Source organism: Pauljensenia sp. 20925_1_34, from assembly GCF_041432775.1.
Taxonomy (GTDB): domain Bacteria; phylum Actinomycetota; class Actinomycetes; order Actinomycetales; family Actinomycetaceae; genus Pauljensenia.
The window spans coordinates 51298-72501 of the sequence record NZ_JAPWAG010000009.1; the positions used below are offsets into that span (position 1 = coordinate 51298).

General features: G+C 65.2%; 27 protein-coding genes. 10 read left to right on the forward strand and 17 right to left on the reverse strand.

Going from position 1 to position 21204, the window contains the following annotated elements; all coding sequences use genetic code 11:
- Positions 1-84 precede the first annotated feature (84 nt).
- Entirely contained in the window at positions 85-600 is a 516-nt protein-coding gene (locus tag O3669_RS05190; RefSeq protein WP_371523911.1) for a hypothetical protein, read from the forward strand.
- A gap of 145 nt (positions 601-745) precedes the next feature.
- On the opposite strand, the gene O3669_RS05195 is transcribed toward O3669_RS05190, so the two are convergent.
- From O3669_RS05195 to O3669_RS05205, 3 genes are all read right to left on the reverse strand, one after another.
- Positions 746-1507 (reverse strand): Rossmann-like domain-containing protein, encoded by a 762-nt coding sequence (locus O3669_RS05195; RefSeq protein ID WP_371523913.1) that lies wholly within the window; start codon positions 1505-1507, stop codon positions 746-748.
- Positions 1508-1611: 104 nt separating this feature from the next.
- Positions 1612-2490 carry a rhomboid family intramembrane serine protease gene (locus tag O3669_RS05200; protein WP_371523914.1) on the reverse strand — a complete coding sequence of 293 codons (879 nt, stop codon included), beginning with the start codon at positions 2488-2490 and terminating at the stop codon, positions 1612-1614.
- A gap of 109 nt (positions 2491-2599) precedes the next feature.
- Entirely contained in the window at positions 2600-3121 is a 522-nt protein-coding gene (locus O3669_RS05205) for a peptidylprolyl isomerase (RefSeq protein WP_371523916.1), read from the reverse strand.
- 151 nt (positions 3122-3272) lie between these two features.
- Here O3669_RS05205 and O3669_RS05210 point away from each other — a divergent pair, with 151 nt between their 5' ends.
- Positions 3273-3869 carry a hypothetical protein gene (locus tag O3669_RS05210; protein ID WP_371523917.1) on the forward strand — a complete coding sequence of 199 codons (597 nt, stop codon included), beginning with the start codon at positions 3273-3275 and terminating at the stop codon, positions 3867-3869.
- An 80-nt stretch (positions 3870-3949) separates the two neighbouring features.
- Here O3669_RS05210 and O3669_RS05215 read toward each other — a convergent pair whose 3' ends face one another.
- The 12 genes from O3669_RS05215 to O3669_RS05270 all read right to left on the reverse strand — a co-directional run bounded on the left by O3669_RS05215 (position 3950) and on the right by O3669_RS05270 (position 11409).
- The gene (locus tag O3669_RS05215) at positions 3950-4378 is read right to left on the reverse strand and encodes a hypothetical protein (protein WP_371523919.1); all 429 of its coding nucleotides are present in this window, start codon (positions 4376-4378) and stop codon (positions 3950-3952) included.
- Positions 4379-4474: 96 nt separating this feature from the next.
- On the reverse strand, positions 4475-4939 hold the full coding sequence (locus O3669_RS05220; RefSeq protein ID WP_295920777.1) for a hypothetical protein: 465 nt from the start codon (positions 4937-4939) through the stop codon (positions 4475-4477).
- Positions 4940-5024: 85 nt separating this feature from the next.
- A complete protein-coding gene (locus O3669_RS05225) occupies positions 5025-5516 on the reverse strand; it encodes a hypothetical protein (protein WP_371523921.1) in 492 nt (163 codons plus the stop codon).
- A gap of 212 nt (positions 5517-5728) precedes the next feature.
- Positions 5729-6094, reverse strand: coding sequence for a hypothetical protein (locus tag O3669_RS05230; RefSeq protein ID WP_315283552.1), 366 nt, complete (start codon positions 6092-6094; stop codon positions 5729-5731).
- Between the two features lie 145 nt (positions 6095-6239).
- Entirely contained in the window at positions 6240-6746 is a 507-nt protein-coding gene (locus tag O3669_RS05235; protein ID WP_371523922.1) for a hypothetical protein, read from the reverse strand.
- A gap of 96 nt (positions 6747-6842) precedes the next feature.
- The gene (locus O3669_RS05240) at positions 6843-7349 is read right to left on the reverse strand and encodes a hypothetical protein (protein ID WP_371523924.1); all 507 of its coding nucleotides are present in this window, start codon (positions 7347-7349) and stop codon (positions 6843-6845) included.
- Positions 7350-7744: 395 nt separating this feature from the next.
- Complete coding sequence (locus tag O3669_RS05245; protein WP_314769321.1) at positions 7745-8200, reverse strand: hypothetical protein; 456 nt, start codon at positions 8198-8200, stop codon at positions 7745-7747.
- A gap of 126 nt (positions 8201-8326) precedes the next feature.
- Positions 8327-8854 (reverse strand): hypothetical protein, encoded by a 528-nt coding sequence (locus O3669_RS05250; protein WP_371523925.1) that lies wholly within the window; start codon positions 8852-8854, stop codon positions 8327-8329.
- Between the two features lie 87 nt (positions 8855-8941).
- The gene (locus tag O3669_RS05255; protein WP_295968869.1) at positions 8942-9394 is read right to left on the reverse strand and encodes a hypothetical protein; all 453 of its coding nucleotides are present in this window, start codon (positions 9392-9394) and stop codon (positions 8942-8944) included.
- Positions 9395-9434: 40 nt separating this feature from the next.
- Positions 9435-9941, reverse strand: coding sequence for a hypothetical protein (locus O3669_RS05260; protein ID WP_295968867.1), 507 nt, complete (start codon positions 9939-9941; stop codon positions 9435-9437).
- 124 nt (positions 9942-10065) lie between these two features.
- On the reverse strand, positions 10066-10929 hold the full coding sequence (locus tag O3669_RS05265; RefSeq protein ID WP_371523926.1) for an HAD-IIB family hydrolase: 864 nt from the start codon (positions 10927-10929) through the stop codon (positions 10066-10068).
- 135 nt (positions 10930-11064) lie between these two features.
- Complete coding sequence (locus tag O3669_RS05270) at positions 11065-11409, reverse strand: hypothetical protein (protein ID WP_314769326.1); 345 nt, start codon at positions 11407-11409, stop codon at positions 11065-11067.
- A 542-nt stretch (positions 11410-11951) separates the two neighbouring features.
- On the opposite strand from O3669_RS05270, the gene O3669_RS05275 reads away from it, so the two are divergent.
- Entirely contained in the window at positions 11952-12251 is a 300-nt protein-coding gene (locus O3669_RS05275; protein WP_371523927.1) for a YtxH domain-containing protein, read from the forward strand.
- A gap of 113 nt (positions 12252-12364) precedes the next feature.
- On the opposite strand, the gene O3669_RS05280 is transcribed toward O3669_RS05275, so the two are convergent.
- The gene (locus tag O3669_RS05280) at positions 12365-13732 is read right to left on the reverse strand and encodes an ABC transporter permease (protein ID WP_371523928.1); all 1368 of its coding nucleotides are present in this window, start codon (positions 13730-13732) and stop codon (positions 12365-12367) included.
- Entirely contained in the window at positions 13729-14514 is a 786-nt protein-coding gene (locus O3669_RS05285) for an ABC transporter ATP-binding protein (protein WP_315283530.1), read from the reverse strand. Before O3669_RS05285 ends, O3669_RS05280 begins: the two co-directional genes overlap by 4 nt.
- A 103-nt stretch (positions 14515-14617) precedes the next feature.
- Between O3669_RS05285 and O3669_RS05290 the strand changes: the two genes are divergently transcribed.
- From O3669_RS05290 to O3669_RS05320, 7 genes are all read left to right on the forward strand, one after another.
- Entirely contained in the window at positions 14618-16084 is a 1467-nt protein-coding gene (locus tag O3669_RS05290; protein ID WP_371523929.1) for an adenosylhomocysteinase, read from the forward strand.
- Positions 16085-16167: 83 nt separating this feature from the next.
- Positions 16168-17460, forward strand: a complete 1293-nt coding sequence (locus O3669_RS05295; protein WP_371523930.1) for an amidohydrolase family protein — start codon at positions 16168-16170, stop codon at positions 17458-17460.
- A gap of 53 nt (positions 17461-17513) precedes the next feature.
- Complete coding sequence (locus tag O3669_RS05300; RefSeq protein WP_314769334.1) at positions 17514-17963, forward strand: cupin domain-containing protein; 450 nt, start codon at positions 17514-17516, stop codon at positions 17961-17963.
- A 152-nt stretch (positions 17964-18115) separates the two neighbouring features.
- Positions 18116-18268: a hypothetical protein gene (locus O3669_RS05305; RefSeq protein ID WP_295920622.1), complete on the forward strand. Its 153-nt coding sequence runs from the start codon at positions 18116-18118 to the stop codon at positions 18266-18268.
- Positions 18269-18505: 237 nt separating this feature from the next.
- Positions 18506-19369, forward strand: a complete 864-nt coding sequence (locus O3669_RS05310) for an ABC transporter substrate-binding protein (RefSeq protein WP_371523931.1) — start codon at positions 18506-18508, stop codon at positions 19367-19369.
- 12 nt (positions 19370-19381) lie between these two features.
- Complete coding sequence (locus tag O3669_RS05315; protein ID WP_295920618.1) at positions 19382-20254, forward strand: amino acid ABC transporter permease; 873 nt, start codon at positions 19382-19384, stop codon at positions 20252-20254.
- Positions 20254-21036 (forward strand): amino acid ABC transporter ATP-binding protein, encoded by a 783-nt coding sequence (locus O3669_RS05320; protein WP_371523932.1) that lies wholly within the window; start codon positions 20254-20256, stop codon positions 21034-21036. Before O3669_RS05315 ends, O3669_RS05320 begins: the two co-directional genes overlap by 1 nt.
- The last annotated feature ends 168 nt before the right edge of the window (positions 21037-21204 follow it).

A 21204-nucleotide genomic window follows, 5' to 3' on the forward strand; every position in this document is an offset into this window, starting at 1 on the left:
TTCAGGCCGCGCCCACGATTCATGAATTCATCAATTGTGATTCCTGGGAGCTACGAGCAAATAGGGCTCGTTCTCACGAGCTGTGTGACATGGTTGTCGGCCGCCTTCATGCTCGTCTGGGCCACGATGATGCATCAGCCGGTCTTCGCTGTCCTTACTGCGTCCGCAACCGCAGTACTGGCCTTTTTCTTGTGCTCGCGTCGCCCGCTCGCGGATCTGCGGATAGCCTTCGGTGACCGGCAGACGACGACTCTGACTGAAGAGGGGATTCACTTTCACTTTCCACCCCTCCTGTCGACTGAGGAACACAAGCGAAACACGGAGGTGTGGGTTCACTGGAAGGACCATCTCGCCATCGGCTCGGTAGACGACGTGAATATTCTGTTTTCCGGTGATCTCACCCATCAGGGACGTTGGACGATCTCCTCTCACCATCTCGGGCTGCCCTACACGGGCCTCGATGCCCTCATGCGTCACTTCGGCGCGCACCCCGAGGACCGTCCCCTCCTGTCCTCGCCCGAAGGAGTCACCCTGGTAGCGCGCATCCTCAAGGATGCCCGCGCACGCCTGGCAGGAGGCGCAGAGGAAGGGGCCGACTAGCCACGCATGGCCCGCGGCCCGTCACAGCGCGGGGCTCGAGGGCCACGGACCACGGTGTGGGCGCCGGAGACGCACGCGAAGACACGAGGCCGTGGCTGGCTATCGGGTCTCAGCCGAGCGAGCGGGCCACGGCCTCGTTCTCGGGTCACGCTCGGCTGAGCTGGACTCGCATCCCGGCGTCATACATGCCCTGGGGGGTGAGCCCGGCGAGGCCATCTTCAAGGCGGTCGGGATGCGCGCTCGCGAAGGACATGACGGTCGTGGCGCCGGCCTGCAGGATCGCGGGGGACGCGGGTGCCGAGGGCCCGAGGACGACGGTGTGGGCCTCGGAAGCGAGCGCAAGGAGGCGCGGCATCGTCTTGTTGACGAACGCGGAGCCGGAGATGAAGACGTAGTCCATCTCGGGGAGCAGGTATTCGCACGCGGAGTCGGGGTAGTCGCCCTCGAGGACGTTGCGTTCGAGGATGGTGAGCTCGGCGGCGTCGGGCATAGCAGCGGGCGCGAAGGGGAAGTGGCCGATGACGGCGACTCGTTTGCCGGCGACGAGGGGCGCGTAGGGGTGGAAGGTGCGTGCCCAGTTGTTTTCTTCGCAGGGGCGGAATCCGTGGGCGAGGGCGCGTACTGGGTGGGAGTGGTAGGCGTTGACAGCTGCCATGCCGATGCCGGCGTCTTCGAAGTTCCAGGATTTGGCCAGGGCGGCAACGTCGCGCAGGGGGCGGCCGACGAGGTCGGAGGGATCGTCAGTGAAACGGGGACGGGATTGGACGTTCATCCCGAAGGCCATGCCAACGCCGTTGTCGCTGGTGGCAACACGGCGCCACTTGCCGTCGGTGTGGATCTGGGCGACGGTGATGTCGGCGGGGATCTCGTCGATGAGCTGGTCGTACAGGTCCCAGGGGCTGGTCATGGTATCTCCTGTGGGGCGCATGAGGAAGGGTCCGGCACTATTTGCCGGACCCTTCCTATATTAGGTCATCCTTAGATGCCATGCGCCTGACGACTGTTGACCCGTTACGCGCCGTGGGCCTCGAGTAGGACGCGGAACGCCAGCGCATTGACCGCAATCATGCCCGCGATCATGCCGAGCGCTACGAGCGCCTGGTGCCGATTCTGCGCGGCTTCCGTGAGGCCCGGACGCGGGCGGGCCATGCGCACCAACACCCACGTGGCGCCCACGCCGGCGATCGCCCCGCCGAGGTGCAGCTGCCACGCGACCGCACTGCCCAGAAAGCCGAACACCAGGTTGATGCCGAGCAACACCAGGATCGGCCTGGTGTCGGCGCCACCCAAGCGTTGCAGGACGAAAATCGCCCCGAAGAGGCCGAACACCCCCGCCGACGCACCCGCCGCCGACGCGAACGCGTACTGAGGCTGCAGCAAACACCAGGCGAGGATGAACGCCGATCCGCCGAGCGCGCTCACCAGATACACGATCAGGAAGCGCCACCACCCAAGAACAGGCTCAATCGAGCGACCCACCACGTACAGGGTCAGCATGTTGAACACGATGTGGAAGAACCCGATATGAACGAACGCCTGAGTCAGGATCATCCACGGGTGCGACGCGAGGAACGCGGGGACGAGTGCAAGTGACGCCCCCACGCTTGGCGCCAGCAAGGTCACCGCATATACGACGACGCAGATCGCCATCATCGCGTAGGTGACGACCGGCGCGCCGGCCGCCGCCGCGCGCGAGGCCTGGCGCGCCCAGCCGCGCTTGGATGACGTGCAGTCCACGCAGATCGAGCGCACCTCGGTGGGGATCGCGCAGTCCACGCACATGGGCCGGTTGCAGCGCTTGCAGTAGTCGACGCTGCGCACGCCCGGGTGGCGCGGACAGTCGGGGGCGGCGCGCGGGTCAGAGCGCTGGCCGTAGCTCGGCATGCTCATAGCTTCCCTTTCGGCAGGCGGGTAAGGGACGAGGCCGGGGCGCACCATCCCGGTCACTGCACTGAGCAGCGGGGGCGGCCCCGGCCTCGTCGATGATGAGGGGAGAGGGTCAGTCGACGATCTCGATCGAGTTGATGACCTGCTCCGTCACGGGGCGGTCCTGGAGGCCCGTGGGGGTCGTGGCGATGGCGTCGACGACGCGCTTGGACTCCTCGTCGGCGACCTTACCGAAGATGGTGTGGTTGCCGAGCAGCCACGGGGTGGGGGCCACGGTGATGAAGAACTGGGAGCCGTTGGTGCCGCGGCCCATGCGCTTGCCGGCGTTGGCCATGGCGAGCAGGTAGGGCTCGTTGAAGTTCAGCTCGGGGTGGATCTCGTCGTTGAACTGGTAGCCGGGGCCGCCGGTGCCGGTGCCGAGGGGGTCGCCGCCCTGGATCATGAAGCCGGGGATCACGCGGTGGAAGATGGTGCCGTCGTAGAGGGGACGGGAGGTCTTCTGGCCGGTCGAAGGGTCGACCCATTCGCGCTCGCCCTTGGCCAGGGTCACGAAGTTGGTGACCGTGTTGGGGGCGTGGTTGGGGAACAGTTCGACGGTGATGTCGCCGGCGGAGGTGTGAAGAATAGCTTTCATGACTGTAATGGTCGCATCTTTTCCTGGTGGTTTCCTGACCGTCGTTCAGCTCACGCCCGCTAGTGGGCTGCACATCACAGGCGGATGTAGCACAATAGGACGTGAGTGGCGCATGTGCGCCCCCGTTAATGTGGACAGGATCGGAGACAACATGGCTACCTCGCCGACTTTCGATGCAGATAAGCTGCGTGCTACCTCTGAGCAGCTTCGCGACGCCGCCGCCGTTTACGCCGGGAAGGTTGCCGTTCGGGCTGCCGATCTGGCGAACCAGGGCGTTGATTGGGCCGCTCCCCGTGCCCAGGCTGCGCTGACCAGCGCGATCGAGCACGCGACCCCCGCAATTGAGAACGCCGCGGCTCGCGCGCAGGCCGCCGCCGCGCACGCCGGCCCCGCGATTGAGAACGCTCGCGAGCACCTGGTGGATGACTACCTGCCGCGCGCGTCCCTCGCTGTGAACCAGGCGGGCGCCGCCCTGACCGCTCGCGGTTCGCTGTCTGATCGCGCTCGCCGCGCCTCCGAGGTGTCGGCTGTCGCTCTGACGACCCCGACCCGTAAGCGCCGCAAGTGCCGTTTCCTGCGCGCCTTCGGCCTGACCGCACTGGTCGGCGCCGCCGCCGGTGCGGGCTACATCCTCTGGAAGCGTTCGCAGCCGATCGAGGATCCGTGGGCCGAGGAGTACTGGGCCGATCTGGATACGGATTCCTTCGTGCCGGAGACGGACGCCGAGAAGGCTACCTTCGAGCACTGACGCTTCGAGGTTTTAGCTGCTTGGTGTGGGGGCCGCGACGCATTGCGTCGCGGCCCCCACCCGTTGCGTCGCACCGTGATTCACAAGTTGCCAAACACGACGATGCAATAGGCTCCGCCCATGATGAGCCAGAGCATCACGTTCAGGATTATCCCTTGCAGGCTCAACATTCTTTGCGTACGGGTCGTGGACGTGAACAGACGGATGCACCCCCAGAGGAAACCGATGACGGACAGGGCAATGAGAGTCAGGGCGAGCAGGAAAAACTCACCGAACAACTGCGTCCTCAGCATGCTGATCAGTACCACGACGATGACTAATCCGGCTATGCCGCACCCAGGCGAGACCATGTCGACTACGCCCGCCCGTGACTGGCGCCGACAGGTTCCCGGGACTTGCGTGGCTGGCTGGGAGTGGCCGCCAGGATGCGGCTGCTGGCTCGCTTCAGCCCCCAATCGACCTGCGCGATACAGGTGGTGTGGACCCGCGGGCGTATTCGGAGCACTCATGATTCACCTTTCATTCAGCTACCGGCAGCGCTGCGCGCCCGCAGCAACGCTGAACGCCGACGGATCTGCCCCTAGCAGGCCGGGGCCGGGGCGGCGTCACCCAATCCTCGTAGCCGTGTATACCTGGAGCAGCATATAACCAACGACAGCGATCACCCATGGCGCAGCGTTCAGGATGACTCCCCACCGACACCAGGACTTCTGACGCTGCGTGATGCTCGACCCGTAGCCGACCAGCCCGCTCAGTCCTCCCACGAGATTGAGATGGAAGAGTAAACCCCCTCCCCACACGAAGGGGACATAGAAAGCAAGAATCGCGAGTTCGGAATTCTTCCCGTCTAGTGACGCCAGATAGAGGAAGAATCCGACACAGATGAGCAGGGCGATCAGCACCCATCCCGCGATGCCACACCAGACGCCAATCTTGTCGTTTGCACGTAGTTTCACCAGCCGAGGGTCAAACCCCTGCCTCTGGTAGACACCCGGGTGGGGCATGCCGGGCTGGTAGGGCATACCCCCATAATTGCGTGGATCCACCCCGTTGGTATGCCATTGACTCATGTTTTTTCCCTTGCACCTAGCACGACGCTTCACGCGGCGGTGATGATCGCCTCATGAGGAGGAGCTTCGACGTTCTCCTCAAAGGCTACGACGGAATCAGCGGCAACACGAGCATGGCGACGAAGAAGATGACATGCGGGCTCGCGTTCAGGACGATTCCGAGCCAGTTCAGCTTCCACTTCGTCATCTTGTCCCCCGCGCGCACCAGCCCGGTGATCCCGCCGACCAGGTTCACGGGTATCAAGAAAATCGAGGCAAAGAGCGGGTAAAATCCGATGACTTCCTTGCCCGAGGGATCCGGGTCGGATTCGGTTGCGAGTATCGACAACCACATGAGCAGCACAGTCAGGCCGATAATCACCCAGCCGGCGATGCCCAGGCCAACGGACAGCTTGTTGACCCGCGGGGGCAACTGCGCATAGGGGCCGACCGCATAGGCCTGTGGATACCCCTGATAGGGCGCCGCACCCGGGTACGGGTTCGCCCCCTGCAGCGCAGGCTGTACGGGCATTCCCATCTGGGGAGCTCCCTGCGGCGCGGGCTGCCCCGCAGGCTGCTGACAATAAGGCGTGCTCATCAAGTCCTCCTCTGTTGCACCGACATGCGGCAACGAGACTGTGAAGAACCCACACATCCCCCGTACCGAAAAGTCTTTCAAGAATTGAGATTAACGGTAAGTTCCTACCGGCGCAACGGACACTCACACGAGGAGAGCACGCAACACCTGGGCAACCCCGGCCTCGTTATTGGAGGGCGCCACGAGGCATGAGGCCTCCTCGCGTCACGCGACTACACCATCCACGTCCAGGTGCCGACAATGATCCACGGCAACACATTGAGAAAGAGCGCGAGGCAGCTCTGCATGACCTCTCTGCGGGTGCGACACCGAAGGAGGTCGACGAAACCGACGAGAGCACCGATGACGTTAATGACGAAGAGCAAGAGAAGCACGAGGAAAATGGCAACGACGAAACCATAGTCTCGAAGCGTTGCCCCGTCTTCGTTCGTGGCCATAAGGATGTTGACGACACCCCAGACGATCATACAGGCGATCAAAAGCCAGCCGCTGACCCCGCACGCCATGGACAGGGTCCACGTTCTGCGCGTACGCACCCGCCGAGCGGCGACAGACTCGCTACCGTCGGAAGCTTCCATGAACACCCCTCACTCCGACAAGTATTTTAAGTACTTGAGATTAATGGAGAGGAGGCGCTCACGCAAGGAGGACGATCGGAAGCGCATCGTTCTCGACGACATTCTTACGACGCCTCAGTGACCCACTTGACAAACATCAGAGCGATCATGAGGACGGTGAAAACACTGAGACGATAGCGTCGATCATGGCAAGGACGGAGGGCAGGAGGAAGATGACGAGCGGTGCGACGCTCAGCCAGAAACCGATCCTGTTCATGATCAGCTGCTTGCGCGTCATCAGGCGTTTCTTCGCTGACGCGCCGGTAGCCAGGCCGCAGACGGCGAGGGGCAGCACGACAAGCGGGGTCCCAACCATCGGGATAATAGCGATCACACCCCCCGCGGAGGTACTCTCGCCGGTCGAATTCGCTATCATCAAGGCCGTCACGCCGATGATCAGGAGAATCGCCACCCAGGTCGCGATCCCGAAGAAGAAGGCAGCCGGGATCTTCTTCTTGCTTGCCTCAGTACCCACCCCGCCGTAGAGCTGTGGAATACCAACCGGGTAGGCGGGTCCTCCCGTCGGATTCCCCGGATACTGCGCTGCGTACGGCTGTGCGGGGCCCGCCTGCGGCACCCTGTCTCCATATTGCGTGTATCCGGGCGTGCTCACAGGGTCCTCCATCCAGCGGGTATTTCAAGAATTAAAACTAACGGTAAGTTCCTACCAGCGCAACTAACAGCTACACCAGAAGCGCACGCTCACGACCTACGACAAAAACGGCTCCACAATCATGGCGACCATCTCCACAATCATGACGACCATGGTGACGAACATGATGGCGAAAAAGATGACGTACGGGCTCAGGTTGAGGATAATTCCCAGCCTGTTGAGCTTCCATTTCGCCGGCTTCTCCTTCGCTCTTGAGGACCCCACGGTGGCACCGATGAGGTTCAACGGACCGCCGAAGCACATCACAAAAAGAGGATAGAAGCCGCCAATATCCGCCTGGCTCGCGGACACATCCGGCGAGTGCGTCATTCTCCACGCATCCAGCACTAACAGCGCGATGAACACCCATACACCAATTCCACAGACGAGGGAGACGCAGTTAACCCGCACTTTCACAGGCCCTTGAGGTACTGACACATAGCCCTGCACAAATCCCTGAGGTGCCGTCGAATACCCCTGCGGCACGGGCTGCGCGGGCGCTCCCGCCTGGGGAATTCCCTGCGGCGGCCTGTCTCCATATTGCGTGTATCCGGGCGTGCTCACAGGATCCTCCATCCAGCGGGTATTTCAAGTATTGAGATTAACGGTAAGGTCCTACCCGCGCAACGGACACTCACCCGAGGAGAGCGCGCAACACCCCGGCTGCCCCACGTATGTCGGTCACCGCGTTTTCTGTCGTCCAGCAACAAACAACATGAGGCCGCAGAGTGCCAGCACCAACCCAAAAGGCACCACATCGAGGAGGACCATGACACCGAGCCAGGCAAGTCCATCTCCGCTGTCCCCATGATCGCCGGGAACGAACTCGATCCCCACACAGACAACGACCGACAACACCAGCCCTACCCCCGAGGAGCGGGAGTACCAACCTGCGTCGAGACGGCAGGAGCCGGTGAGGCGTCACCCACCACAGTCATCGTCTACTCCTCACACATGCACTACCCGGGATGACGCATGTAGTAGTTGACCATCTCCCGAATCCACTCGGCCCCGAAGGCGAGCGCCAGCAGTATCCAGTGAGTGACACTCAGACGCTTACCGAGCTTGCTCATTGTGAATTCCCGCGGGGTGGATGCGTAGGCCATGCCCTGAGCCCCAGTGCTGAATCCCATGACGGTCAGGACGATGAGAACGGGGAGGATTACCATTGGGGCGACGAAGCCGATCCACCCGAGCCCACTGGCATCACGCATCGCGCGCGCGGTGAGCACGAGGGCAACAGCGCCCACGATGGTGAGGACCGAGACGACCCATGCGGCGATTCCGTACGCGAGCGCCTTACGTGCGAGGGCCGAGGGATTGGGCAGACGCACCGGGAAACCCTGCGGATAGCCGGGCTGAGGGTACGTACCCGCAGCCTGTTGCGGAGCAGCAGGTCGCTGATCATTGGACATGCCGGATTCCCCTTCATCATCGCGGGGAGCCGACGTCGTCTCCCCAAAAGTATTTCAAGAATTGAGATTAACGGTAAGGTCCTACCCGCGCAACGGAGCGCTTCACCAGAAGCGCACGCTCACGACCTACGAGAAAAACTCCGCCACAGCCCCGGCGATGTACGCGATAAAGAAAAAACCCAAACCGATGACGTACGGGCTCGCATTGAGGATAATTCCCAGCCTGTTGAGCTTCCATTTCGCCGGCTTCTCCTTCGCCCTTGAGGATCCCACGATGACACCGATGAGGTTGAACGGACCACCGCTGGCCAGCACAAAAAGAGGATAGAAGCCGACGATAGCCGCCCCGCTCGCGGACACGTCTGGTGAGTGCATCAATCTCCACGCGTCCAGCACTAACAGCGCGATGAACACCCATACACCAATTCCAAAGACGAGGGAGATGTAGTTAACCCGCACTTTCACAGGCCCTTGAGGTACTGGCACATAGCCCTGCACAAATCCCTGAGGTGCCGTCGAATACCCCTGCGGCACGGGCTGCGCGGGCGCTCCCGCCTGGGGCACAACCTGCGGCGACCCTTGCGGCGCGAGCTGCACAGGCTGCGCGGGAACTGCGGGCTGCCCCGCAGGCTGCTGAGGATAAGGCATACTCATTTACTTCCTCTATCTCATTAGCGTTATTCGCATACGACAGTCATCCGAGGGTCAGTAGGGCCCCAGCAGTACCGGAAAACTAGGCATTCAAATCCAGACAAGGAGACCAACAGCGATCACCCACGGAAGAACATTCAGGACGATACCGAGCAAGCTCCACATCCGCTGTCGGCCGGATACCGAGGGCCCCACCTTCTGGGAGCCAGTAATCAGACCAATAAGATTGATGGGCAGAAGAAGGCCCATGTACACAGCGAACGGGATGATCCATACAAAGCCACCGTTTTCGGGATGGGCACTGTGCACAGCACTGTCAACGATATAGGCGCAGTACAGGAGTGACGGAGCCAGGACACCCAGACCGATGATCGCAAAAATGAAGGACAGCCTACTGATCTTTTCCGGGACCTGGCGCTGGGGCGCCAGCGAATATGGCACTCCCGCCTGGGGAACCCCCTGATATGCCGGCTGCGCGGCCTGCGCCAGCTGCGCGGGAACTGCGGGCTGCCCCGCAGGCTGCTGAGGATAAGGCATACTCATTTGCTTCCTCCACTCAATGGGCGCTATTCGCAGACAATAGTCATCCGAGAGCCATCACGGCGCCAGCAGCACCGGGGAAGCTCGACGTGCGAATCCAGGCAAGAAGAGCTGCAGCGATCACCCAGGGAAGAATATTCAGGCCGATACCGAGCAGGCTCCACATCCGCTGTCGGCCAGAGACCGAGGGCCCCACCTTCAGGAAGCCAGCAATCAGACCGGCGAGATTGATGGGTGGCAGGAGGCACATGTATACAGCGAACGGAATGATCCATACAAAACCACCGCCTTCGGGATGATCACTGTGCACAGCAGTGAAAACGATATAGGCGCAGAACAGGAGTGACAGAACCAGGACACCCAGTCCGATGATCGCAAAAATGAAGGACAGCCTACTGATCTTTTCCGGGACCTGGCGCTGGGGCGCCAGCGAATATGGCACGCCCGCCTGGGGCACAACCTGCGGCGCGGGCTGCGCGGGCATTCCCATCTGGGGAACTCCCTGCGGCGCGGGCTGCCCCGCAGGCTGCTGAAAATAAGGCGTGCTCATCAGATTCCTCCTCTATTGCACCGACATGCGGCAACGAGACTGTGAAGAACCCACACATCCCCCGTACCGAAAAGTCTTTCAAGAATTGAGATTAACGGTAAGGTCCTACCCGCGCAACGGGCACTCACCCGAGGAGAGCGCGCAGCACCTGCGCAACCCCGGCCTCGTTATTGGAGGGGGCGATGAAGCGCGAGGCCTCAATGACATCCTGGGAGGCGTTGGCCATCGCGAAGGACAGGTCCCCCTCGCTCATCATGGACAGGTCGTTACCGGCGTCGCCGAAGACGGCGGTCTGGGAGCGCTCGACGCCGAGGAAGCGCTGGAGGTCGCGCACGGCGCTGCCCTTGTCGACGCCGCGGATCTGCAGGTCCGCCCAATTCGCGCCCGAAATAGCGTACTGATGCGTGTCGGCGAAGTTGGCCAGGGTGGCCTCCGCGAGCGCCTCAACAGGGCCAAGGACGAAGACCGCTAGCTTGACGATCGCATCGTCGATCTCGCCGGCCTCGATCCCGTCGATGATGGCGACCTGGTCATCCACGCGCTTGGTGCGGTGATAGTAGGGCATGACGCCATCGACGAAACGGTCGTCGGTGCGCTCGACGTAGGCAAATTGCTTGCCGCACATGACCAGGCCTCCGTCGATCCCGTCCGGGCCCGAGGTTGCCTCGCGGACCAGGCGGATGACCTCGCGCACCGTGGGGGTATCCACCGGGTGGGAGGAGACCTCGACACCGTCGCGCATGACGATGCCACCGTTCTCGCCGATGACCGTCATGCCGGGGCGCCCGGGGAACATGTCGATGAGGGTCCACACCTGGCGACCCGACGCGGGTGCGAAGGTGACGCCGCGCACGTCCATCTGGTCGAGCAGCTCGTCCATGCCGGGCGGGAAGTTCTTGTCGTCGTCCAGGAGGGTGCCGTCCATGTCGACGGCGGCCAGGCGCAGGTCGGCGCCCGCGTAGCGCGCGGGGTCAGTGGGGGTCATCATGCGTCCATTGTGCCTGACCGGGGGCACGGGTGCTCACGCCCGGGGACGAGGCCAGCCTTGGTCACGAGCCTGAACGGGTAGCACCGCCCCGTTGAAGTGCCGACGCCGCCCCTGCGATGCTCGGTTCTATCGCCGTCAAATAAGGACGAGGTCGTAGCCATACAACAAGTACATGACGCCGCCGACCAGCGCGGCTACGACCAGGAGGGGCAGCAGCCACAGTCGGACGGTTATACCGTGTATCCGCCATTCGTCTACCATCCACATGACGCCCTCAGTGATCGCGACACACAACGTCAGGGCCACCAGCGGGGGAGCCGTAAATATAACGAAGACCAAGTGCAGCCCGTATAGCCAGTATGTTCCGTCACCGTTGTCAGTGTGATCCCCCGGCTGCAAGTCGAGCACGAATTTCACGATTGCCGGGCTCACGAGGAGCAGGATTGTCAAGAGGGCAAAGATGAGCCAGATCTTGGGCACCCGCGGCTTTGTTCGAACACGGCGAGCTGGCAGAGTCGGAGGAACATAACCCGGCTGCCACGCCATGTCCGAGACGGGCCTACCGGGGCCGGGAGGGGGCTGGATCAATCCCATCGGCGGCATCTGTGCGGGTATTGGGCGGGGCGTCCTCATCGTGTCATCGTTCATCGTCGAACCTCCTCGTTCGCAATGGATTGATTCCTACAAAAACCGGAACGCAGGTCCCTCACAATCCATGCTCACGTCCCCGCCCTTCAACGACGAACGAGAGGGACACAAGATCAAGCCAACACCCTGCGTGGAGGTCGCGCGTTCCGATACAACTCGATGCTACGGCAGCCCAGACGCATGCCGCCGGGGTTTGACACTGCAATTGTGCGGATCGTCGCTCGGGCGACCGCGGCCCACTCCCCGAGCATGGCTCTCAGCTGACATCGGAGACCCAATCGAAGGCCAACACTTTAATGCGCCACATCACAAACAATGTGTTATCGTGGCCACACCCCTAAATTGATCGACAATCGCATTTCAAGGAGAGAACCATGAGTCTGGAAGATCTGGCCAAGAAGGCCGAAGAAGGTTTCGAGAAGGCCGTCGACACGGCCAAGGAGAAGGCTGCAGAGGCCAAGGACAAGCTTGCTGAGCTCGCTGGCGACGCCAAGGACAAGGCGGAGGACGCCAAGGACAAGGCCGAAGACGTCGCCGAAGACGCCAAGGACAAGGCAGAGGAGATCGCCGAAGACGCGAAGGACAAGGCCGAGGACGCCAAGGACAAGGCCGAAGACATTGCCGAGGACGCCAAGGACAAGGCCGAAGACGTCAAGGACGAGCTCGAGAAGTGAGCCACCAGAAGGGGGGCGAACCAAGAGGTTCGCCCCCCTTCTCCATGCACTCGCGCCCCCGACGGTTTTGCATTCCCCCGCAGCTCGGACCCGCGCGAATCGCGAGGAGCGCTCTACTCCCGTCCCTCGCGCACGCCCGCCAGGATGCGGCGACGCAGCGGGACGGTCGCCTCGGAGGCGGCGACGATGAGGACAACACCCGCGAGCGCGGAGGCGAGCGCAATGAGGAAGCCCTTTCCCGCACCCGCCGCAAGCATCGGCGACAGGAACACCATGCCGAGCAGCATCGAGCCGACGATCATGACGAACGCGGGAATCGCGACCTCAAGTCGGCGACTACGGTCCATGAATCCCCTCGGCGAACCCATGTAGGACAGGGCTCGTACCTGGTCGGCTGAGTCGAGAACGCGGATCGACTGGTTGACCGCGGTCGACACGGCGCCCAGGGCGAGGGTGATCGCGAAGGTCAGCAGCATGCCCCGGTTGATGTCGCCGATGACGATGCGGGCGACCTCGTCCGCGCTATCCCCGCTCATCGAGATCGCGGAGGAGGCCGGATACATGATGCCCACGAGGAACCCGACGAGGGCCACCGCCCCGAAGGAACGCCAGACGGCGCGCGGGTCGTCGGCCATGCGTCGCCCAGCCACCATCATCTGGGGGCTGCGCGAAGCCCGAGCCATCAAGCGCCCCATGAGGCTGATCGACCAGACGCCCACCAGGTTGACGATCAGGAAGATCGCACCCATGAAGCCCATGAACACGGCCATGCCGATAGCAGTCCCCAGGTTCATCGCAAGCGTGCCGACGCTCAGCCACACCACGAGGAGGACCAGGCCGAGGATGGGGCCGACCGCGCTCACCCGGCCCGCCTGCGTGCGGCGTGCGACGCCCAGGGGCGTGATCGCGACTGTGCGCATAGCCAGCCACGAGGACAGGGCGGCCAAGAGGATCATGGCGAGCCCCTCGACGAGGAGGGCCACGACCCCCACCCACATCTCGCCGACCCCCATCGGGCGTCCCTGGAAGGACAGCGCACCCCACGCGGGCAGCGTCACGGCGTACAGGATCGATCCGACGACGACGCCGACGGCCGCGAACACGCAGGTTTCGAGGATGCAGGCGAGCTTCGTCTTTCCCGGCGCGAGGCCGACGAGGCGCAGGACCGCGAGGTCGCGCTCGCGCCTGCTCATGCCCAGGCGCGCGGCCGCTGCCCCCATCGAGATGATGGGGACGATCAGCAGGGTGGCCGCGAAGTACGCAAGCATCACGTAGAAGGGCGCCATCCCGTCGAGGCTTGAGGGATCATCGCCCGTGGCGGACGTGGCAGCCACGGCGGCTCTCGCCCCAAAGGCCATGACGCCGCCGGTGACCGCGAGCAGGAACGCGTGCGGCAGGGCGAAGGCCGCGACCGTGAGGACACTCGTCGCCCGGTCACGCGACCGCAGGAGCGCTCCGGCGGCTGTGCGCACGGCGCTCATCGGGCCACCCCCTGGCCCGCCGCGCCGGCCACCGTGGGGGTGCTCAGGGTCGTTCCCGACGAGGCCGGGGCCGGGCTGGGCGCGCCACTGCCTCGTCCCTCGAGGGAGATGCGGCCGTCGCGCACGTGGATCGTGTGCGGCAGGCGCGCGGCGACGGCGGGGTCGTGGGTGACGAGGACGAGGGATGCGCCGGTGGAGGCGCAGGCGCTCGTCAGGAGGGACATGACCTCACCGCCGGTTGCCTGGTCGAGGGCGCCCGTGGGCTCATCCGCGAAAATCACCGAGGGGTTGGTGGCGAGCGCACGGCCGATGGCGACGCGCTGGGCCTGGCCGCCCGAGAGCTGGCCGGGCCGGTAGGGGCCGGCGCCGTCGAGGCCGAGGTTCGTCAGGATCTCACGTGCGCGAGCGATCGCCTGCGATTTCGGCGTTCCCGCGAGCATGAGGGGCATCGCGATGTTCTCTTGCGTGGGCAGCTCGGGCAGGAGCTGGCCGTCCTGGAACACGAAGCCGAAGCGGCGCAGGCGCAGGTTGGAGAGCACCCGCTCCGACATGGTCGTCATCTCTTCGCCGTCCAGGGTGATGGACCCTGAGCTGGGGCGCAGCACGCCCGCCAGGCAGTGCAGGAGCGTGGTCTTACCGGAGCCCGAGGGACCCATGATCGCCACCTGCGTGCCCTGCGGGAGTGTCAGGTCGACGCCTGCCAGGGCGTGGACGGGCGTGTTCCCGCGCATGTATGTCTTCGTCAGTGCTCGGGTCACCAGACCCGCCGTGTCGTGTGTCATGTGTGAACGATAGGCCCGCAGCCCCCGCGTTTCTATGAGGGGCTGCCCTGGTCGCCCCCTGACTCATCCCCGACATTGACGCCGCAGTTGCTACGTTTGACGCATGAACCGCGCCCTGGATCCCCTCGCCGCCCAGCTGCTGCTACGCGCCTACGCGCGGGCCACGAACATGCTCATCGCGGGGCGATCCTTCGCGACGGACGACCCGACGCTGACTTCCCTGCTGCGCGCGTTCGGCGCCCACGTGGGCCCGCTGTCGGACGCCGAGGCCACCCCGGCCTCGCCCCCGGTCGTCTTCTCGCTCGAGGAGGACGCGGCCCCGAGGCCCGGGGCGATCACGGTCCTGGCGCCCGGCGGCGTCTTCCGCGCCGTCATCGCCCCCGACGGGCGCATTATCACGGGCCCCGGCGATGAGGGACGCATCAAGTGGGCGCGCGCCCATATGCCCGTCACCGAGGCGGCGGCACGCGCCCTGGCTCCCCTGGTGGCGGGCCGAAGCGTGGGGCTCTCCCTCGTCCTGGAACCGAAAACAGCGGCACTGGCTCTCATGCTCTCCGAGGCCGGGGCACGCGTGAGCGTCTTCGGCTGGGCGTCCGAGACCCGCGAGGACGTCGCGGCCCGCCTGCGCGACGCCGGCATCCCCGTGTTCGCGGACTCGAGCGCCTCCCGCGAGCGCGAGTGGGAGCTCGCGCGCGATTTCCTTGCTCAGCGCAGCGAATTCCTGCTGGACGACGGCTCTCACCTGATCCGCCTGGCGCACGATACGGAACGCTGCCCGGGCGTCCTGGACGCGCTGGTCGGCGCGGCGGAGGAGACCACCTCGGGGCTGCGCCCCCTGCGTTCTTTCGATCTGCGCATTCCGGTTATGGCCTCGAACGACGCGCGTTCGAAGACCCTGTTCGACAACGCCTACGGGACGGGCCAGTCGTGCTGGACGACAATCCTGGACCTCATCGACCCGCGCGGCGTGGGCGCGCCCGTGGCTCGGATGAGCGTCGTCGTCATCGGCTACGGCGACGTGGGGCGGGGCTGCGCGCGCTTCGGCGCGGCGCTCGGCGCCCGCGTCACCGTCGTGGAGCTGGACCCCGTGCGCGCCCTCCAGGCGTCGATGGACGGGTTCACCGTGGCCTCGCTGGAGGAGGCCGCTGCGAGCGCCGGCATGCTGATCTCCGCGACGGGCGAGCGTTCGACGATCCCACTGAGCGCGCTGGAGGCGGCGCCGGGCGGCGCGATCGTCACGGTCGCCGGCGGCGTCGACGGGGAGGTGTCCATTGACGAGGCAGTGGCCGCCTCCTGGGTCATGGCCGAGTCGGGCGATCCCCACGTGCAGACCCTGACGAGCCCCTCCGGCAAGACGCTGCGCGTCCTCGAGCGCGGGGAGGGCATCAACTACACGGCGGGCGAAGGAAACCCCATCGAGATCATGGACATGAGCTTCGGCGTGCAGCTGGCGTCCCTGCGCGAGCTCCTCACCCACGAAGGCGAGCTGGCCCCCGGCCTGCACGACCTGCCGCGCGAGGCCGACGACGCGGTGGCCGCAGCAGCGCTGGCCGCCCTGTCCCTGTCGTAGTCGCAGCTCACGCCCACCCGCGGGCGGTCGCCCCCGCCCCGCTTCTACACTGATAGTCAGCGTTCCCCACTGAAAGGTCCCCCATGAGCGACGTGGTCGTCTGGTCCGCCGGCATGGTCATTCCGATCACCGCCCCCTCGATCCTCGACGGCGCTGTCGCCGTGCGCGACGGGCGCATCGAGCACGTGGGCGCGCGCGACTGGGTCATCAACACGCTCACGCAGCGCGGCCTTTCCTTCACGGAACGCCACTTTGACGGCGTGCTGCTCCCCGGCCTCGTCAATGCGCACACACACCTGCAGTACACGGGCATGGCGTCCGTGGGCGCGGGGCAGTACCGCGGTTTTGACGACTGGGCGCGCGCCTTCGACGAGGTCTACGACGCGGGCGGCCTGGACTGGGCAGGGGACGCGGCCGCGGGCGCGCGCCTGCTCCTGGAGGGCGGCACGACCGCCGCCGCCGACGTGGTGACGGACGCAGCCGCAGCCTCGGCCCTGCACGACGCCGGGCTGCACGGCGTCGCCTACTGGGAGGTCATGAGCTGGTCGAACGAGGAGTGGCGGGCCCGTGGTGAACGCGAGGTCTCCGCATCCCTGGACGCCATGCCGACCCCTCCGGCCGTGGGCATCTCCCCGCACGCCCCCTACTCCCTCGATGCCGAGCCGCTACTGGACCTGCCGGACATGGCCAGGCGCTGCGGCATGCGCATCCACATCCACCTGGGCGAATCCCACTCCGAGGCCGAATGGTCCGAGACGCGCACGACCGCCCTGGCCGACCTGTGGAAGAGCGAGCACTCCTCGTCGTTCACGGCGATGCGCTCGCGCGGCGGCGGCTTCTCCTCGACGCAATTCGTCGATCAGCTGGGCGTGCTCGGACCCGACTGCCACGTCGCGCACGGCGTGTACATGCGCGCCGACGACCGGCGTCGGCTGCGCGCCCGCCAGACGGCCGTGGCGCTGTGCCCGCGCTCGAACCGCGTGATCGGCCTGGACGCCCCACCCGTGGCCGCCTACCTCACCGAGGGCAACATGATCGCGGTCGGCACGGACTCCCTGTCCTCCTCCCCCTCCCTCGACCTGCTCGAGGACGTCGCCCTCCTCTTCGACCTGGCGCGATCCCAGGGCTACGAGGACCAGGACCTGGCGCGCCGCCTCCTGCAGGCCGCGACCCTGGGAGGCGCCACCGCGATGGGCCTGGCGACCGGCCCCGACCGCCTCGGTCAGCTCCAGTCGGGCGCGGTCGCCGACATGTGCGTCGTCGACGTGCCCGTCACCTCGATCGTGGAGACCATCGACACCGTCGCCCGCCACGGCACCGGTCGCGTCGTCGAAACCGTCGTGTCCGGGCGCGTGCGCTACTCGGCCTCGCGCTGACGCCTTCGTTTCCCTTTCGCTCACCCTCCCCTTCCCTTCGTTTGGAGTGTCACATGACCGACGTGTCCCCGCTGATTGACGCCATGGGCCTCGCGCCCCACCCCGAGGGCGGCCACTACCGCCGCACGTGGACCGCGCCCACCCACGTGGACACGCCGCGCGGGAGCCGCCACAGCGCCTCCGCGATCATCTTCCTTCTCGAGAGCGACGAGGAGGCCCGCTGGCACCTCGTCCACTCCGACGAACTGTGGATCTGGTCCGGCCCCGGCGCCCTCGAGGTGCACCTGGGAGGCAGCGGGGACGCACCCTCGGCCGACCCCACGATCGTCACGCTCGACTCCCCGGCAAGCGGGCAGGCCTCGGACGCGTCCAACCCCGTGCAGATTCTCGTGCCCGCCGGCACCTGGCAGCGCACCTTCGCCCGCGGCGACTACGCGCTGGCCACCTGCGTCGTCTCCCCCGAGTTCACGTTTGACGACTGGATGCTCGCCGAGGCCAACTGACGCCAACGCGCCCGCCTCCCTTCCTCCCCCACCGTGCAGGGGCGCCCCCAACGGCGACGCGGGCGTTTTCACTGCGCACCCACGGGCACACAGCCCCTAGGATTAGCGCATCCGCCCGGATCACTCGGGCGGCTCGATTTCAAGGAGGACACATGGGTCTGGAAGATCTGAAGAAGCAGGCTGAAGAAGGCCTCGAGAAGGCCAAGGAAACTATCGGCGAAGAAAACGTCGAGAAGATCGTTGAGGTCGCCAAGGACAAGGCGACCGAGGTTGCCTCCGGTCTCAAGGACAAGTTCCAGAAGTGACGACACGCTCAGGGGGTCGGGCCGCGGCGGCCCGGCCCCCTTTGTGCACCTCCGCGTCACTGTGGCCCATTCCCTAAGCGCCCATGATCCGCGATGTTTCAACGATCCTTCGCGCTCTGTCGTGTTTCATTGTTTCGTGCCTCGAAACGTTATCAGCGCAGGTCGCGACGCGTCGATACGCTCATCGAGTCAGACCCGCTTCACGGGCGGGATTCCCACGCCACAAAGGGAGGCCCCATGCGCCGCTCTGTCCGTTCCCTCGCAGCCGTCGCCGCCGTCGCGGCCCTCGGCCTCGCCGCCTGCACGGGCGGCACGAGTTCTTCCTCTTCCTCCGACGCCGAGCAGACCTACGGCCCCGGCGCGCTGCCGACCGTGACGGAAGGCAAGCTCACCGTCGCCACCTCCGATCCCGCCTACTCGCCGTGGATCCTGAACAACGACCCGGCCTCGGGCGAAGGCTACGAGTCGGCCGTCATCTACGCCCTGGCCGAGGAGCTGGGCTACAGCGCCGACAACGTCCAGTGGGTGCGCGCCACCTTCGAGTCGTCGATCACCCCCGGCGCGAAGGACTGGGACCTGAACATCCAGCAGTTCTCCATCACCGAGGAGCGCAAGAACGCTGTCGACTTCACGTCCCCGTACTACACGACCTCCGAAGCCATCATCGCCAAGGCCGGCACCCCCGCCGCCAACGCGACGTCCATCGCCGACCTCAAGGACGTCCTGATCGGCGTCCAGGCGGGCACGACGTCGCAGCAGTTCGCCTCCGAGACCCTGGAGCCGGGCCTGTCCCAGAAGCTTCAGATGTTCAACTCCTCGGACGACACGGTCCTGGCCCTGCAGACGGGCCGCGTGGACGCGATCGTCGTCGATCTGCCCACCGCGTTCAACATGATCGCCACGCAGGTCGATAACGGCGTGGTCGTTGGCCAGTTCGCGGACGCTCAGGACGGCGAGAACTACGGCATCGTTCTGCCCAAGGGATCCAAGCTGACCCCCACGGTGTCCGCCGCCGTTGATAGCCTGGCCGAGTCTGGCAAGCTCGCCGAGCTGCAGGAGAAGTGGCTGAACGAGGCACAGAACGTGCCGATCCTCAAGTGAGGCCCCGGGCTCATGAGTGAATACTCGAGTGATGCGCTGGCCACGCCCCCCGTTTCGGCGGTGGAGCGTGGCCGGCGCACTTATCGGCGTAAGCAGACGGTCCGCTCGGTCCTGGTCTCGTTGGCGTCGACGATCGTGGTGGCGGGCATCCTCGTCGCCGTGGTCGTCAACTCCGACGGGTGGGAAGCGACCCGTCAGACTTTCTTTAGCAGCAAGTATTTCGTCGAGGCTCTGCCCCAGGTCATGGTCGGCCTGTGGCTCAACATCCGTATTCTGCTGGTCGCGGTGCTCGGCGTCGCCGTGTTCGCGACGCTCCTGGCGGCTGCGCGCACGCTGGGCGGGCCGGTGTTTTTCCCGATCCGTTTCCTGGCGGCGGCGTACACGGATATTTTCCGAGGCGTGCCCTTCCTGGTGGTCCTGTACCTGATCGGCTTCGGTATCCCCGCGCTGAACCCGACGACGCGCATCCCGACCGCGGTGTTGGGCACGGTCGCGCTGGTCCTCACGTACTCCTCGTACGTGGCCGAGGTGCTGCGCGCCGGCCTGGACTCGGTGCACCCCTCCCAGCGTTACGCCGCCCGCTCGCTGGGCCTGACCCACGGGCAGACGCTGCGCATGATCATCGTGCCGCAGGCGATCCGCAAGGTGACGCCCGCCCTCATGAACGACTTCATTTCGATGCAAAAGGACGTGGGCTTGATTTCGGTCCTGGGCGCGGTGGACGCGATCCGCTCGGCGCAGATGGTCCAGGCCAAGACCTACAACATGACGTCCTACGTGGTCGCCGGCCTGCTGTTCATCATCTTGTCGTTCCCCTTCATTCGCCTGTCGGACTGGTACACGGCCCGGCTGCGTAAGCGCGAGCAGATGGGAGGTACCGTCTGATGTCGGTTCCCGATACGTACGAGGCCTTGGCTGGCTCTGCGCAGGAAGGCACTCCGGTCCTTCGTGCCGTGGGAGTCGTGAAGCGTTTCGGCGATAACGTCGTGCTGCGCGGCCTGGACCTGGATGTTGCCTCGCACGAGGTCGTGGTTCTCATTGGCGCGTCCGGCTCGGGTAAGTCGACGCTGCTGCGCTGCGCGAACCTGCTGGAGCGGGTGGACGACGGCCAGATCTTCCTGGCCGGCGAGGACATTACGGACCCGCGTGCAAACGCGGATCAGATCCGCGCGCGCATCGGCGTCGTCTTCCAGCACTACAACCTGTTCCCGCACATGTCGGTGCTGGACAACGTGACGCTCGCGGCCCGCAAGGTGCACGGCTGGGAGAAGGACCGCGCGCACGAGCGCGGCATGGAGCTGTTGGAGCGCATCGGCTTGAAGGACAAGGCGAAGGAGTTTCCAGATCGCCTGTCGGGTGGCCAGCAGCAGCGCGTGGCGATTGCCCGCGCTCTGGCGACAAACCCGGAGCTACTGCTGCTTGACGAGATCACCGCGGCTCTGGACCCGGTCCTCGTGGGCGAGGTCTTGGACCTCGTGCGCGAGATCAAGGAGGCGGGCTCGACCATCCTCATGGCGACGCACGAGATCAGCTTCGCCCGCCAGGCGGCTGATCGCGTCGTGTTCCTGCAAAACGGCCAGATTGTCGAGCAGGGCCCGCCGGAGCAGGTGATCGATGATCCGCGCGAGCAGGCCACCAGGGACTTCCTGGCGCGCATCCTGCGCTAAATCCTGAGCGACACGGAAGGGGGCGACCGGTTCACAGCCGGTTGTCCCCTTTTCTGGCTCTTCGCATTGTGGGGTGTGGGGGTGGTGTTCGAAGCGTCCCGGGGATCGTGGACAGTGTCGTGGGACGACGACCGAACACAGGAGCTCGCCTTGGGCGCCTCATCAACC

Bases quoted from the DNA above. Each gene is read 5' to 3' on its own strand.
- O3669_RS05225 (WP_371523921.1), bottom strand. From the start codon at position 5,516: ATGAGCACGCCTTATTGTCAGCAGCCTGCGGGGCAGCCCGCGCCGCAG.
- O3669_RS05280 (WP_371523928.1), bottom strand. From the start codon at position 13,732: ATGAGCGCCGTGCGCACAGCCGCCGGAGCGCTCCTGCGGTCGCGTGAC.
- O3669_RS05205 (WP_371523916.1), bottom strand. From the start codon at position 3,121: ATGAAAGCTATTCTTCACACCTCCGCCGGCGACATCACCGTCGAACTG.
- O3669_RS05265 (WP_371523926.1), bottom strand. From the start codon at position 10,929: ATGATGACCCCCACTGACCCCGCGCGCTACGCGGGCGCCGACCTGCGC.
- O3669_RS05275 (WP_371523927.1), top strand. From the start codon at position 11,952: ATGAGTCTGGAAGATCTGGCCAAGAAGGCCGAAGAAGGTTTCGAGAAG.
- O3669_RS05295 (WP_371523930.1), top strand. From the start codon at position 16,168: ATGAGCGACGTGGTCGTCTGGTCCGCCGGCATGGTCATTCCGATCACC.
- O3669_RS05310 (WP_371523931.1), top strand. From the start codon at position 18,506: ATGCGCCGCTCTGTCCGTTCCCTCGCAGCCGTCGCCGCCGTCGCGGCC.
- O3669_RS05195 (WP_371523913.1), bottom strand. From the start codon at position 1,507: ATGACCAGCCCCTGGGACCTGTACGACCAGCTCATCGACGAGATCCCC.
- O3669_RS05250 (WP_371523925.1), bottom strand. From the start codon at position 8,854: ATGAGTATGCCTTATCCTCAGCAGCCTGCGGGGCAGCCCGCAGTTCCC.
- O3669_RS05260 (WP_295968867.1), bottom strand. From the start codon at position 9,941: ATGAGCACGCCTTATTTTCAGCAGCCTGCGGGGCAGCCCGCGCCGCAG.
- O3669_RS05215 (WP_371523919.1), bottom strand. From the start codon at position 4,378: ATGAGTGCTCCGAATACGCCCGCGGGTCCACACCACCTGTATCGCGCA.
- O3669_RS05285 (WP_315283530.1), bottom strand. From the start codon at position 14,514: ATGACACACGACACGGCGGGTCTGGTGACCCGAGCACTGACGAAGACA.
- O3669_RS05305 (WP_295920622.1), top strand. From the start codon at position 18,116: ATGGGTCTGGAAGATCTGAAGAAGCAGGCTGAAGAAGGCCTCGAGAAG.
- O3669_RS05315 (WP_295920618.1), top strand. From the start codon at position 19,382: ATGAGTGAATACTCGAGTGATGCGCTGGCCACGCCCCCCGTTTCGGCG.
- O3669_RS05230 (WP_315283552.1), bottom strand. From the start codon at position 6,094: ATGGAAGCTTCCGACGGTAGCGAGTCTGTCGCCGCTCGGCGGGTGCGT.
- O3669_RS05320 (WP_371523932.1), top strand. From the start codon at position 20,254: ATGTCGGTTCCCGATACGTACGAGGCCTTGGCTGGCTCTGCGCAGGAA.
- O3669_RS05220 (WP_295920777.1), bottom strand. From the start codon at position 4,939: ATGAGTCAATGGCATACCAACGGGGTGGATCCACGCAATTATGGGGGT.
- O3669_RS05290 (WP_371523929.1), top strand. From the start codon at position 14,618: ATGAACCGCGCCCTGGATCCCCTCGCCGCCCAGCTGCTGCTACGCGCC.
- O3669_RS05210 (WP_371523917.1), top strand. From the start codon at position 3,273: ATGGCTACCTCGCCGACTTTCGATGCAGATAAGCTGCGTGCTACCTCT.
- O3669_RS05200 (WP_371523914.1), bottom strand. From the start codon at position 2,490: ATGAGCATGCCGAGCTACGGCCAGCGCTCTGACCCGCGCGCCGCCCCC.
- O3669_RS05300 (WP_314769334.1), top strand. From the start codon at position 17,514: ATGACCGACGTGTCCCCGCTGATTGACGCCATGGGCCTCGCGCCCCAC.
- O3669_RS05255 (WP_295968869.1), bottom strand. From the start codon at position 9,394: ATGAGTATGCCTTATCCTCAGCAGCCTGCGGGGCAGCCCGCAGTTCCC.
- O3669_RS05245 (WP_314769321.1), bottom strand. From the start codon at position 8,200: ATGTCCAATGATCAGCGACCTGCTGCTCCGCAACAGGCTGCGGGTACG.